The organism is Microcoleus sp. B6-A1 (assembly GCF_036705085.1).
Classification (GTDB): Bacteria; Cyanobacteriota; Cyanobacteriia; order Cyanobacteriales; family Microcoleaceae; genus Microcoleus.
Map to the genome: position 1 here is coordinate 21,395 of NZ_JAUBTU010000078.1, position 13,203 is coordinate 34,597.

General features: G+C 47.8%; 11 protein-coding genes. 4 read left to right on the forward strand and 7 right to left on the reverse strand.

Features of this window, described 5'->3' with window-relative positions; all coding sequences use genetic code 11:
* Positions 1–2: 2 nt before the first annotated feature.
* Entirely contained in the window at positions 3–1,061 is a 1,059-nt protein-coding gene (locus QUB11_RS23795; RefSeq protein ID WP_333205101.1) for an alpha/beta fold hydrolase, read from the reverse strand.
* 118 nt (positions 1,062–1,179) lie between these two features.
* Positions 1,180–2,640 (reverse strand): Asp-tRNA(Asn)/Glu-tRNA(Gln) amidotransferase subunit GatA, encoded by a 1,461-nt coding sequence (gene gatA / locus QUB11_RS23800; protein WP_333205103.1) that lies wholly within the window; start codon positions 2,638–2,640, stop codon positions 1,180–1,182.
* Positions 2,641–3,734: 1,094 nt separating this feature from the next.
* Between gatA and QUB11_RS23805 the strand changes: the two genes are divergently transcribed.
* The 4 genes from QUB11_RS23805 (at position 3,735) to QUB11_RS23820 (ending at position 8,050) form a co-directional block, all read left to right on the forward strand.
* A complete protein-coding gene (locus tag QUB11_RS23805) occupies positions 3,735–4,190 on the forward strand; it encodes a helix-turn-helix domain-containing protein (protein WP_333205107.1) in 456 nt (151 codons plus the stop codon).
* A gap of 206 nt (positions 4,191–4,396) precedes the next feature.
* Positions 4,397–5,698, forward strand: coding sequence for a serine hydrolase (locus QUB11_RS23810; protein WP_333205109.1), 1,302 nt, complete (start codon positions 4,397–4,399; stop codon positions 5,696–5,698).
* A gap of 55 nt (positions 5,699–5,753) precedes the next feature.
* The gene (locus QUB11_RS23815) at positions 5,754–6,590 is read left to right on the forward strand and encodes an alpha/beta hydrolase (protein ID WP_333205111.1); all 837 of its coding nucleotides are present in this window, start codon (positions 5,754–5,756) and stop codon (positions 6,588–6,590) included.
* 248 nt (positions 6,591–6,838) lie between these two features.
* On the forward strand, positions 6,839–8,050 hold the full coding sequence (locus tag QUB11_RS23820) for a transposase (protein ID WP_333205113.1): 1,212 nt from the start codon (positions 6,839–6,841) through the stop codon (positions 8,048–8,050).
* Positions 8,051–8,138: 88 nt separating this feature from the next.
* Here the strand turns inward: QUB11_RS23820 and QUB11_RS23825 are convergent, their stop codons facing one another.
* The 5 genes from QUB11_RS23825 to carA all read right to left on the reverse strand — a co-directional run bounded on the left by QUB11_RS23825 (position 8,139) and on the right by carA (position 12,841).
* Positions 8,139–8,417, reverse strand: a complete 279-nt coding sequence (locus tag QUB11_RS23825) for a DUF1816 domain-containing protein (RefSeq protein WP_333205115.1) — start codon at positions 8,415–8,417, stop codon at positions 8,139–8,141.
* A 296-nt stretch (positions 8,418–8,713) separates the two neighbouring features.
* Positions 8,714–10,051, reverse strand: coding sequence for a 23S rRNA (guanosine(2251)-2'-O)-methyltransferase RlmB (rlmB, locus tag QUB11_RS23830; protein ID WP_333391873.1), 1,338 nt, complete (start codon positions 10,049–10,051; stop codon positions 8,714–8,716).
* A gap of 263 nt (positions 10,052–10,314) precedes the next feature.
* Positions 10,315–10,761, reverse strand: coding sequence for a ribonuclease III domain-containing protein (locus tag QUB11_RS23835; protein WP_333205119.1), 447 nt, complete (start codon positions 10,759–10,761; stop codon positions 10,315–10,317).
* A gap of 383 nt (positions 10,762–11,144) precedes the next feature.
* A complete protein-coding gene (locus QUB11_RS23840) occupies positions 11,145–11,501 on the reverse strand; it encodes an STAS domain-containing protein (RefSeq protein ID WP_333205121.1) in 357 nt (118 codons plus the stop codon).
* A gap of 182 nt (positions 11,502–11,683) precedes the next feature.
* A complete protein-coding gene (carA, locus tag QUB11_RS23845) occupies positions 11,684–12,841 on the reverse strand; it encodes a glutamine-hydrolyzing carbamoyl-phosphate synthase small subunit (RefSeq protein WP_333205123.1) in 1,158 nt (385 codons plus the stop codon).
* Positions 12,842–13,203 lie beyond the last annotated feature (362 nt).

The window sequence follows — 13,203 nt, forward strand, 5'->3', positions numbered from 1 at the left end:
TACTACTTTGAAGAACCTATAAATTGGCTCAGTATTTGCATATATTCTGCGCCCCCGATCTGTGCCACATTAGTGTGACCTCCATCAGGAACTATGTACAACTGTTTGGGTTCAGGTGCTGCATCAAACAGTTTTTTGGTCATTTCCACTGGAACTACATTGTCAGCAGCCCCGTGAATAAACAGCACAGGCATTTGCAGGCGATCGACTTTTGAAAGAGAATCAAACCGCTGTGTCAGCAAAACATCGATCGGAAACATCCAAAACAGCCCTTTTTGGAAATTCACCATCGCCCGCGTGGAAGTAAAAGAGCCTTCTACGATTACCCCTGCCGCCTCCGGGTGACCCACGGCTAGATCGATCGCGATCGCCCCTCCCAAAGAATGACCGTAGATATAAATTTGATTCGGGTTAATCCCCCGCTGTTTCACCAAATAATCCCAAGCAAGCTGAGCATCCTCATAAACCTGAGATTCACTCGGAAAATCGCCCTGGCTTTTTCCATAACCACGATAATCCATCACAAATACCGACAAACCTAACCGATGAAATCGATGAGCGTGTTCGACATTTGCTCCCACATTTGAAGCATTGCCGTGCAGATACAAAATTACCCCCCCTAACCCCCCCTTGTTAAGGGGGGGAACCGGAGCGACTGCCGGTCTCTCACTTTGCGGGGACGTTCCGACTCCTCTAGCTCCCCCCCTTGGCAAGGGGGGGCTGGGGGGGGTATCCGAGTCTCCGGTGTTAACAGAGGGAACAGCCTCCCCCTTTCTTGCTCCCCCCCTTGCTAAGGGGGGGCTGGGGGGATTTTCCGAGGCAGGAATCCACCACCCGTGCACGCTGTCCACCGCGCCTGTTTTAGTTGGAATTGGCAGCCAGACATCTTGATATTTCAACTGAAAATCATCTGGCGTAGTTTCGATCGCCCGCGCAGGAAAAAAGATAAACTTACCTTGCGCTACAAAGAGGAATACACAAGCAGCAGAATAAGCAACGGCCAAAACTATCCCAAAAGCTATTAGCGATTTAGACAAAAGGAATACTAGCAGATTGTTCATAGATAGAGCACGCGGGAAATTAGAGATCGCTCAAAAGCTAATGGCAAATTATTAATTCAGACAATTAGCCAAGATCGATTACTAACTTCCGCCACCGTATTCCGCCGATTTTCAGAAATTAATGCAATTCCGGGTGGTGTAAGTGCCAATTCGTAGACTGTTCGTAAGCGTGAGCCACCTGAAACAGCCGAGATTCTTGCAAAACATTACCAATCAGTTGTATACCCACGGGCAGTCCTTTATCATCAAATCCGCAGGGCAAACTCAAAGCTGGCAAACCAGCAAGATTCACCGGAATAGTCATCAAATCTGACAAATACATACTCAGGGGGTCATTGAATTTTTCGCCTGCCTTAAATGCGGTAGTAGGAGCAGTGGGACAGACTAAAACATCAACTTGAGAAAAAGCTTTTTCAAAGTCTTCTTTAATCAAAGTCCGAACTTTTTGAGCTTTTAGATAATAGGCATCGTAATATCCAGCCGACAATACGTAAGTGCCGATCGCAATCCGGCGTTTAACTTCCGCACCGAACCCTTGAGAGCGGGTTTTGGCATACATATCCAAAAGATTATCGGGGTCTTTTGACCGGAAACCGTACTTAACTCCATCATATCGCGCCAAATTTGCCGAAGCTTCCGAGGGAGCAATAATGTAGTAAGTGGGCAAACCGTAGCGGAACCGGGGACAAGAAATGACTTGAATTTCTGCGCCCAATTGTTGAAATTGCTCGATCGCCTTAGTAACAGCGTCTTTAACCCCGGAGTCCAGCCCTACACCAAAAGTTTCTTTAATTACACCAATTCTAATCTGACCCTTCGGTCGCAAACTGGGTCTTAAAGCTTGAGCGTAGTCAGGAATTGGGACATTAAGACTCGTGGAATCTCTCGGATCATAACCGGCGATCGCCCCCAACAAAATCGCCGAATCCTCAACAGTCCGGCCAAAGGGCCCGATTTGATCGAGAGAAGAAGCATAGGCCACCAAACCGTAGCGAGAAACCAACCCATAAGTCGGTTTCAGCCCCACCAACCCGCAAAAAGCTGCAGGTTGGCGGATTGAGCCCCCAGTATCCGAACCCAAACTCACGACGCATTCTCCAGCGGCTACCGCTGCGGCAGAACCGCCAGAAGACCCTCCGGGCACGCGCTCCAAGTCCCAAGGATTCGCGGTAACTTGATAAGCAGAAGTTTCTGTCGAGCTCCCCATTGCAAACTCGTCCATATTCGCCTTACCCACAATCACCGCACCGGCTGCTTGGAGTTTCGAGACGACGGTGGCATCGTAGGGAGGAACAAAATTCTCCAAAATCCGAGAGGCGCAGGTTGTGGGAACGCCCTCGGTGCACATATTATCTTTAACGGCGATCGGGATGCCGGCCAACAGGCCAATTTGCTCTCCGGCTGCGATTTGGGCATCCACTTTATGGGCCTGCGCCAATGCGCTGTCTGCTGTCACGCACAGAAAGCTTTTCAACTTCGGCTCTAGCTGGGTAATTCGGTCTAATGCTTCTTGAGTAATTTCCACAGCAGAGCGTTCTTTATTGACCAGTTGTCGGTGCAACTCGCGGATGGATGCCATGCTCGTACCTTTATCATTTCTACTTTGAGACAATACAGTTAATATAACTGGCAATTGTACCTGCTTACAGCCCGAAGGCAAAGTCGGCTATTTTTGTGGCGAAAGTTCGAGCCTCGAAGAGGGCTCAGCTAACGGGCGATCGGTCATTTTATATACAATAGATTAAATTCCCCAAATCCCACCGAACACAAAATAGCGATCGAGTTTTTTACCTAATTTTTTAACAAACCAAGAATGCAACTGTATCAGGACTGATGCAAAAAGTGGTTTAACGCGAGATTTATATGAGTAAGGGGTAAGGTGTGCAATGCGACCCCTACATAATTAGGTTCGGTCTTCAAGAATGTGTATGCAAGATCACAATCATTAGGAAATCAGTCATTCCCAATTCTGTAATCTAAATTCTAAAATATTAGAACCCAGCTTCTCTTCGACGCAACCCAGGATTTATGGGAGAAGAATATGGCATGAAAAATCCACTAATACCAGATTATGACTGCTTTATTCTTGGGAATATTCAGACAATACTAATTTTTATAAAAAATACCAGTCTTGTTAGATTGAATTTATTTCAAAAAGCAGACTTGCCCGCATCTGAAGCTGATTTTTTACGAGATTAATCCCCTCCTGAAACCCCCGAAAAAATGAACTATAAATAGAAAATCCTGATAATCTAATTTTAGATTATGGGGGTCGATACCCTAATAATTAGGGTCAGATTATGAAGAACACTTTTTTAGTCAAAAATGACTGAAAGTTATCAGTCAGCCGAGTGAATTAATGGGGGCTGCGCGATCGAAGAAAATAGCGATCGACATTTTCCGATCCACGCCCATTGTGCCAAAGGTCAAAAAGGCTGTCAGAAATCTGGCGTTCACAAAAAAGCTCGAAACGCTCACCGGCACGCCGAGGTCTTTTGTTGCCCGCACCTGCAAAAAAACAGCAGTCCTTCCTCAAATGCGACTAGCTGCGTGCATCTGGGGTAAAAAAAGCTACTTATTTGCCCGAACGATCCCCAGGAAAATAATTTCATCCGGAATTATCCCCAAAACCAAAGATATATGGTAAGAAGTTCCCGATGCCCCGTTGGAGGAATGCCACCTAAAGCTCACTTAGAATCCCACCTGACGGCAGAGGAACTCAAAATTCGCTACCGGCAGGCACAAAACACCACAGAGTCGCGCCGCTGGCACTTGCTGCTGTTAGTGTCCCGAAATTGGACTATCAAACAAGCAGCCCAAGTCGTAGGCCTCAACTACGACTACGCCAAAGAAATTGTCCAGCGCTATAACCGAGAAGGGCCTAACTCTGTGAGAAATCGCAGCGGAGACCGCCAGCCCCCTCCTGCAAAATCCTTGCTGAATCCTGAACAGCAAGAAGAACTGCGACAAGCCCTGCTAGGCCCTGCCCCCGACGGCGGAGACTGGACAGGCCCCAAAGTCGCTCGCTGGATTGCCGAAAAGATTGGTAGCGATCATGTCTGGCCCCAACGCGGCTGGGATTACCTCAAGCGGTTGGGTGCTGACTGGCGACGGCGGCGCAAAAAGTAGATAGTTCGCAATATTTAGAGGGGGTTGATTGCCTTCGTGCGATCGCTCCCTTTATTTTGATTATTTTGCCACATTGGCGCGATCGAACTATTTTAGATTTTAGATTTTAGATTTTAGATTTGTTCTCCTATCTAAAATCTAAAACCGTTTGACTGATGTAACAATAGCTGCTTATATAGAATTTGGTTGTGTTGAGGATGTTAAATATGCCAGAGCTCAGGCGTTTTTTGTCGATCGCCAACAAGATGGCGGCAGTAGTAGCCGGCATTGGACTGGTTCAGATGTTAACCATCGCAAGTTCATTCTCTCAATCATCTAACCCGCGTTCCCTAGGCGAACTCTACAAAATTCGCGATGGGCTAATCGCCGAATTAGAACAACCCTCCTCTCCCTCCCCAGAACCAACCCTCCTCTCCCGCTTAGTTCCCCTCACCGCCAATCCTCAAGAACAACTGCTACAGCAGTTGCAAGCGGTGGAAGCTCAAATATTAGTAGAACAGAGGGCTAACGACGACTTACAGCAAGCAGTCCGTTTAGCCAACAGAGCCGTAGAAACTAAAGGGCAGCAAAATAAGTCGATCGAATCTTCGCAGCAAACTCAATTTTTCTGGCATCAAGCCCTCAACAACTTGCAGGAAGTTCCTCAAAATTCATTTTTAGCTTCCCTCACTGCCTCAAAAACTCAAGAATACCGGGAAAATTTAACAGCAGCCACCTCTCAAGTCCAGCAAGCAAAATCAGATTTGTTGGGTGTGCTTGCGCGGGAAAGCGGTTTGTCGGCTCAAGCTTCGATAGGCATTTGCAACCTTTCTAGAGAGTGCGTACACCTGCGGGGCGATGTACCTCCTGTCAGTCCAGCCAGCTTAATTAAATTGCCGATTGCTGTCGCCCTGATGCAAAAAGTCGAAAAAGAAAAAATTAGTCTGAACCAGGAAGTATTAGTCACTCGCGGTAATTTCACCGAAGACGCATCGGCAAAGATTAGGTCTAATCGCAATTATCCGCTACAGCTACTGTTAGAAGAAATGATCTATCGCAGCAGCAATATCGCCACCAATCAACTAATCGATTATTTAGGTTCGGATTACATCAATCAATATTTAGATAATAGCGGCTACGAAGTCACCCGCGTCAACTTCAAATTAATGGGGGAAAGAATTATGCCCTCCAACCCCGGTTCCGGTCGCAACCGCCTGACTGCTAACGAACTCACCGAAATGATGGTGCAAATTTACAACGGCGAAACACCCGGTGCTAAACTATTAATAGAAACTCTCAACCGCCAGTACGATCACGCTCTGGGATTTGCCGCCTTACAAGGAACTAAAGCTCAGTGGTTGGGCGAAAAAACCGGTCAAAATTCCAAGGTGCTAGGCACAACTTTAGCGATGAGCATTGACGACGAGGCCTATGTGATTACTGTGATTGACAGCCGCAGCGGCGAGCTACAAATGCGCCAGTCTATTTCTAAAATTGCCGATTACATGGTCCGAAACCCCAGCTTTTGACCGCTGGAATATACAATTTATAGCGGGGACAACGCACCGCCTAAACAGTTAAAAAATGCCGCATCAACAACTCAGTGTTTCCGTCAAAGGCAAAGGATTTCCTATTCTCTGCTTGCACGGCCATCCAGGTTCCGGCGATTGTATGTCGGTCTTTACAGAACACCTATCAAAGCGGTTCCAAACCATCGCCCCAGACTTGCGCGGATACGGCAACAGCCACACCTCAACTTTCTTTGAAATGACCGATCATCTGGTCGATTTAGAAGCACTATTAGACAAATTAGGAGTCGATCGGTGTTTGGTGATCGGATGGTCTTTGGGAGGGATTTTAGCCCTGGAATTAGCCATGAAATATCCCCAGCGAGTCACAGGTTTGATTCTACTCGCATCCGCAGCCAAACCGCGAGGAAGTCATCCTCCCATCTCTTGGCAAGATAACTTTTACACCGGTTTAGCCGGAATTATCAATTGGATGATACCCGGTTGGCAATGGAATATTGATACTTTTGCTAGGCGATCGCTCTTTCGCTACTTGATACAGCAGCATAACGCCACCCCTTACCGCTACTTAGCACAGGCAGGTACCCCCGCCTACCTCAAGACTTCCAACACGGCCACCAAGGCGTTAAATACCGCTCTGAGGGCTGGATACGATCGACTGCTGCACCTGCACGACATTCATTGTCCCAGCTTGGTGTTGGCCGGAGAAGGCGATCGGCACATCACCTCAGCATCCAGTTTAGAAACCGCCCGCCACCTCCATGATTGTCAGTGGCAGTGTTATCCCAATACAGCCCACTTGTTCCCTTGGGAAATTCCCGATCGGGTAATCGCAGACATCGATCGCTGGATTGAGAGTCACCCCGAAGCAGTTGGCAATTGCGAGTGTTGAGTTTTGAGTTTGTCACAAGCAATTTATTACCCAACACTCAAGAGTTTTGAAGTTATAAAGATCGAGCATGAAAACCCCGTGACTTTAGTCCGGGGATGAAAGGCAGAAGGAGGCTTTAGCCTCCCAGTTTCTTTTGTTGGATTTCAGGATTGCGCTGTAGAGTGCAACTATGTAAATCTTTATGAACTATTTGAGGTGCATTAAGCCGATGTTGTTAGTATAAGAAGTATCGTGATGAGGTCGAAGTCATGCTAGTTTTTGAGTTCAAAGCATACGGAAAAAAACAGCAATTTGACGCTGTAGACGAAGCAATTAGAACAGTACAATTCATCCGCAACAAAGCATTGCGCTTTTGGATGGAGAACGAAAAAGTCGATAAGTATGACTTAAATAAGTACAGCGCTGTTTTAGCTAAAGAATGGACGTTTTGCGATGACTTGAACAGCATGGCTCGACAATCTAGCTCAGAAAGAGCATGGTCGGCAATCTCCCGATTCTACGATAACTGCAAGAAGAAAGTTCCTGGTAAAAAAGGATTCCCGCAATTTCAGAAAGACAACCGCTCGGTTGAATACAAGACTACGGGATGGCGGATGGCAACCGATCGGAAATCTATCACTTTTACTGACAAAAAAGGAATCGGGAAACTCAAACTGAAAGGAACTCGCGACTTACATTTCTATCAGCGCAGTCAAATTAAGCGAGTGCGCTTAGTCAAACGAGCCGATGGATATTACGTCCAGTTTTGCGTTCAAGTTGACCGTTCCGAGAAGGTTGAAATTACAGGCAGCGCCATCGGGTTAGACGTTGGTTTAAAAGAGTTCTACACAGACTCTAATGGCGTTGCAGTTGATAATCCGCGCTTCCTGGGCAAAGGAGAACGCAGATTAAAGAAAGCCCAAAGACGAGTTTCAAAGCGAGTCAAGGGTTCAGAAAACCGAAAAAAAGCTAGAGTGATTCTAGGGAAACGCCACCTCAAAATAAGTAGACAACGTAAAGATTTTGCTGTGAAATTAGCAAGATACGTCATCCAGTCAAACGACTGTGTAGCCTACGAAGACTTGAGGATTAAAAATATGGTGAAGAACCACTGTTTAGCTAAATCGATTAACGACGCATCTTGGTATATGTTTCGAGTGTGGCTGGAATATTTTGGCAAAGTATTCGGAAGAATTACAATTGCCGTGCCAGCCAATGGAACAAGTCAAGAATGCTCTAGCTGCGGGACAGTTGTCAAGAAAAGTCTGTCAACGCGAACTCACGCTTGTCGGTGTGGGTGCGTAATTGACAGGGATTGGAACGCAGCCAAAAACATCCTAAGTCGGGGATTGAGTACGGCGGGGCACGTCGGAACTTGGATCTTAGATCCGAACGCTTGTGGAGAATTGACCGCTACCGATGTTGAAGTAATTCTGCATCGGCAAGTCGATTCTGCGAATCAAGAATCCCCTCGGCTTTAGCCAGGGGAGTGTCAAAACTCACAACTCAAAACCGCACAGCGTTGCGAGGGAAGCGTAGCCATCTCAAAACTCAAAACTCCCCCTGCTTCTACTGACCGCTCAAAACCGGCCACAGCCCTCCATCACCAAACTTTCCCAAATCTTCTGCAACAGTCAAAGTAATTGGTTTGCAGCGGTAAATCGAAACACTAACACCTTCGGCCCCTTCATTTTCTATGTCTTCTACATATCCTGCTTTTGCAGCTTCCGCCTCTCCATTGGTTAAGAACGGGCCAAAATAGTAAATGCACCGCGGCGCTGAAGTTTTAACTTCAACCCACCAAGCCAATCCGAAAAAGTTGAGCAAGCTAATCAAGAATTCTTTCATGTGCTTTTCTAATGTATTTGACGGTGTTTTCAGGGTGCTGCGAACACGCCTAGGCTTTTGTTATTTACACGTGGCTGACTGCTGCCAAGAACCGATCCAAACCTATTTAAAGCTGATATCTAAATAGATTGGTGTCGAATTCTTGTTTGAACCTAGGGGGCAGGCCCATTCTACTTTCGCCTGAACAAGTAACGACAGTCGATCGGCTATCCTTACTTGTTCCGGGTGTCGTGCCACTCCATGCTGGGCGGCATTGACAATAAACTACTCTGTTGTGCTCTTTTTTTCAACCACCTTTACGATCCGTGTACGTGAAACTTTTTGGGCCCGCGCTGACGGTAAATTTCGTATAAAGCCATCCCCGTTGCTACCGAGACATTCAGGCTAGGAGTATGACCCCTTAAAGGAATTGAAACTAATCCGTCACATCCGCGCTGTATCAAAAGGCTCAAACCGTCAGCTTCACCACCTACCACTAAAACAGTGGGCCCGGAGAACTTGACTGTCTCTATAGATTGACCGACGCCTGCTGCAGTGCCATAAATCCAGAATCCAGCCTCTTTGAGTTCTTCCAGCGCCCGGTTAAGATTGACAACCCTCGCCACAGGCAGGCTTTCCAATGCCCCTGCTGCCACTTTTCTCACTGCTGAGGTAATCCCAACCGCCCGCCGCTGCGGAATCACCATGCCCTGAGATCCCAATGCTTCTGCGGTGCGAATAATCGCCCCTAGATTGTGCGGGTCGTTGAGTCCTTCTGCTACCACAATTACTGGATCTTCGCAAGCCGACTTAGCCTTTGCGATCAGTTCGCTCAAATCCAGGTATTCGTAGGCTGATACTTGGGCGGCTACGCCTTGGTGGTTTGCTTTGCGCGTGATGTAGTCGAGGCGCAAATCGTCAACTTCGTCAATGATGCTGCCGTTGGCTTTGGCTTCGGTTAGCAAGCTATGAAAGCGGGGATCGTAGCGCAGGTGGGGAACAACCCAGATCCGGTTGAGGACTTGGTTTGTTTCTAAAGCTGCTTGTACCGCATGGCGGCCGTAAATCATGTCGTCTGTGTCTGCGTCTGGTTGCACGACTGTATTGGAGGCAGTGTCAACAGGGCGAGTGTCTCTGTCTTTGTCTCTGTCTCTGAAATGGTTGCCCCGGAATTCCTGCGGGCTATTGTCTTTGTCTCTGTCTTTGTAATAATTTCCCCTGGATTCCTGCGGGCTGCTGTCTCTGTTTCTGTCTCGGAAATTGTTGCGGGCCGGCTGGGGGCTGCTGTCTCTGTCTCTGTCTCGGAAATTGTTGCGGGCCGGCTGGGGGCTGCTATCTCTGTCTCTGTCTTGGTAATAATTGCCCCTGGATTCCTGCGGGCTGCTGTCTCTGTCTTTGAAATGATTATTTCTGCGAATTTCCGGTTGGCTGTCGGAATCGACTCTCCGTTTGAAAATTGCTCGCACGGGCATTTCTCGCGATTGTGGGGCGAAGGTCGATCGCTTTTGAGGGGCGTCTCCTGGGCGAGTGTCGGGACGGGGCTTGCGTTCAAAGCGGGGAGAGGATGGTTGTGAGTCCTGACGGCGGCCTTCGCTTTTGAATGGCTTGCTGTCGGAATTCGATCGCGAAAAGTTGGGTTTGGTAAATTTTCTCATTGGTTTCTTGTGGTCAAAATGTTTTGGCTGAAGGCTAGTCGATTGTAGATTGTAGATGTGAGAGTCTTGATTGAGGGAGCAATCTTTGGGCTTTAAGATTTGAGATAGTCTAGCGAGGGAGCAAGGATTTTGCTGTGTTCCAATTGCTAGTTAATAACTGATAAATCCTGTTTTGCCGATCGAGATTTTTGCGGTTTTATGTTAGCCGTGCCAGGATGGTTAATTACTCCCTCCCCATTCCCAACTCTTAACTGCTAAATCCTTTAAGTCTCAAGTTCTAAAAGTGCCAGAATCTCGGTCAATCTTTCGGGATCGGTGAGGTACAAATATCCGATCAAAGTTTCTAAGCTGCTGGCTTGTTGGTATATCTCTGGATCTGCTCGCTTAGAACGGCCCGCTGCAGCATTGCGGCCGCGCTTGACAATTGCTAATTCTGTACTGTTCAAGTAAGGAGAGAGCGATCGCAAATGACGCGCTTGAGTTTCGGCTCGTACTTGTCCCACCACTAATTCGTGATAAGCTTGCAATCTTTTGGCTGGGACTAAGTACGAACTCCGAACGTAGAGTTCGTATACTGCATCTCCCAAATATGCCCAGGCTGCGGGCGAAATTCTTTCTATTTCTGCTGGTGTAGCCCTCGCTGGATGCACTCGATTTAAACTGATATCCGTCAGACTCAGTTTGAGTCCGTCATCTGCGATCGGCGACATACTTTTTTAAATAAAACTTCCGCACAGCTTGGTTTTTCTAGTCACTTACTTATTTGGTCTTTCGTCACTTCCGCAATTATAGCTTTTACAGGAGTGTTCGCTGTCAGATCGCGAAGCGAGATATATAGGCAAAGCTTGGCGCGACGATCGCACTCCTAAAAAAGGCTTTTTACCAAATCGGGATGCTCTCAGTTTTATACCATTTTTTCGCGTGTTTGCCACACATATTTTACTGCCCATCAACCGAAACTCTAAGCATCGGGGAAATAGCGGCTGGCGCGTGTCGCAGCTTCTGGGAAAATCGGTATTGCTTTACCAGCACAACAATAAAAATTTGCTATCCAGCGTTGAGAACCGGATAGCTAATTTAATCCACTTTGGCGTCAAGCCTCCTTGACGTTTTTTACCGCCTCATCAACCGAAGGCTGCAAAGACAAAAATTTCTCTAAGCGAACCAGTTTAACAGTCTGAGTTACGCGGGGATTTGAGACAATTTGCAATGTCCCTTCCAAGGTTTGGGCTTTTTTGACAAGTTGCACAAGTGCGCCCAAGCCTGAACTATCCACAAAGTCTATCTGAGACAAGTCCAAAATTACGTGTTTTGGGCCCTCGTCAATACATTTGCTTATTACCTTCCGAAAAGTTGCCTCAGAAAAAGCGTCCAGCAGGCCCGTCAGGCGAAATAACTGATAGTTATTCTTGACTTCGCGAGTGCCTCTGAGGCTAACGGTCAGGGTCAATGACTCAGGAATGACACCCTCCTAGCTAGATATGGCTTAAAGTCGAGGCTTCATTATAGGAGTTTTTTGGTCTTTTGTCTACAGTTTTTTAGTCATTAGTCATTAGTCATTGGTCATTAGTCAGAAGCGATCGACACAAAACAGCCTCTGATGACTACTGACTAATGACTGCTGACTAAGGACTACTTACTGCTGGCTACTTTCTGATTGTCTCGCATTGACTGCACGAATCGATCGAATAAATAATCGGCGTCGTGCGGGCCCGGACTGGCTTCTGGGTGGTACTGCACTGAGAACAGGGGCAGAGTTTTATGCTTCAATCCGGCTACGGTGCGATCGTTCAAATTGAGATGAGTAATCTCTACTTCGGGGGCTAGGGAATCGGGGTCGATCGCAAAACCATGATTTTGGCTAGTAATTTCTACTTGCTGAGTTAAACCCGCTGGATGATTCAATCCCCGATGGCCGAACTTAAGTTTAAAAGTTTCTGCACCCAAGGAAAGTCCCAAAATTTGGTGTCCCATGCAGATACCGAATACGGGTTTGTCCGACTTTAACAAAGCTTTCGCAGTCGCGATCCCTTCCGTTACCGCCGCCGGATCTCCGGGGCCGTTGGACAGAAAAATGCCGTCCGGGTTGTATTTGAGGATTTCCTCCGGCGAGGTGTCAGCGGGGACAACGATGACCCGACACCCGTAACTCGCCAGACGCCGCAGAATATTGCGCTTGATCCCAAAGTCTAGCGCTACCACCGTCCACATTTTGCCGTTAGCAGGTTTGACTGTAGGACTGAACTCCCAAACCGAGTCCGTGGCTTCAGACCACTCGTAGACCTCGCGAGTGGTGACTTCCCGAACCAGATTCAGCCCGTCCATGCTGGGGGCATCTTGCACTTGCTCCAACAGTTCCGCCTGGTCGAGAATCGTGGTCGAAATGCCACCGTTGATCGCTCCCACCGTGCGAATTTTGCGAGTCAGGGCGCGGGTGTCGATCCCGTAAATTCCGGGGATATCGTACTGTTTCAGGTAGTCTTGCAGAGATTGCGAGCAGCGCCAGTTGCTGGGGCGGCTGCATACGTTCCGGGCGATCGCACCTCGAATTTGCGGGCCCGAGGATTCTTCGTCTTCGAGATTTACCCCTGTGTTTCCCAATTCTGGATAAGTAAAAGTTACAATTTGACCGCAATAGCTGGGATCGGTCAATACTTCTTGGTAGCCCGTCATTCCCGTATTAAATACTACCTCGCCAACGACGGTGGCGTCAGCGCCAAACGACCAGCCGCGGTAAGCAGTACCGTCAGCCAGGACTAGGAGAGCGGGTTGTGCAGTTGAAAGTGACATGGCATCCTTAATTACTTTCGTTTGGTTTAATTCTTACCACTGCCAGGGATTTGATGCTAGTCGGCAATGTACAGATATTATTTGAATTTGTGCAATGGTTCGGAAAAGCAAGGCACTGATGCCGGAAGCCCGATGCCGGAGGCACTTATGCCACAGGTAATCAAAAAGCCGCAATACAGCAGTTCTCAATCTTGGTGAGGTATGCCCACGGAGGCCACGGAGGCCACGGAGCCCACGGAGCCCACGGAGCCCACGGAGGCCACGGAGGCCGCTTATCAAGGGCTATAAGGAATGAGAATTAAATAACTTCCACTCTTGAAAGTGGGATGGGCGTCCCGCCCGTCCAAAAAGGACGGGCGGGA

Bases quoted from the DNA above. Each gene is read 5' to 3' on its own strand.
- QUB11_RS23795 (WP_333205101.1), bottom strand. From the start codon at position 1,061: ATGAACAATCTGCTAGTATTCCTTTTGTCTAAATCGCTAATAGCTTTT.
- gatA (WP_333205103.1), bottom strand. From the start codon at position 2,640: ATGGCATCCATCCGCGAGTTGCACCGACAACTGGTCAATAAAGAACGC.
- QUB11_RS23805 (WP_333205107.1), top strand. From the start codon at position 3,735: ATGCCACCTAAAGCTCACTTAGAATCCCACCTGACGGCAGAGGAACTC.
- QUB11_RS23810 (WP_333205109.1), top strand. From the start codon at position 4,397: ATGCCAGAGCTCAGGCGTTTTTTGTCGATCGCCAACAAGATGGCGGCA.
- QUB11_RS23815 (WP_333205111.1), top strand. From the start codon at position 5,754: ATGCCGCATCAACAACTCAGTGTTTCCGTCAAAGGCAAAGGATTTCCT.
- QUB11_RS23820 (WP_333205113.1), top strand. From the start codon at position 6,839: ATGCTAGTTTTTGAGTTCAAAGCATACGGAAAAAAACAGCAATTTGAC.
- QUB11_RS23825 (WP_333205115.1), bottom strand. From the start codon at position 8,417: ATGAAAGAATTCTTGATTAGCTTGCTCAACTTTTTCGGATTGGCTTGG.
- rlmB (WP_333391873.1), bottom strand. From the start codon at position 10,051: ATGAGAAAATTTACCAAACCCAACTTTTCGCGATCGAATTCCGACAGC.
- QUB11_RS23835 (WP_333205119.1), bottom strand. From the start codon at position 10,761: ATGTCGCCGATCGCAGATGACGGACTCAAACTGAGTCTGACGGATATC.
- carA (WP_333205123.1), bottom strand. From the start codon at position 12,841: ATGTCACTTTCAACTGCACAACCCGCTCTCCTAGTCCTGGCTGACGGT.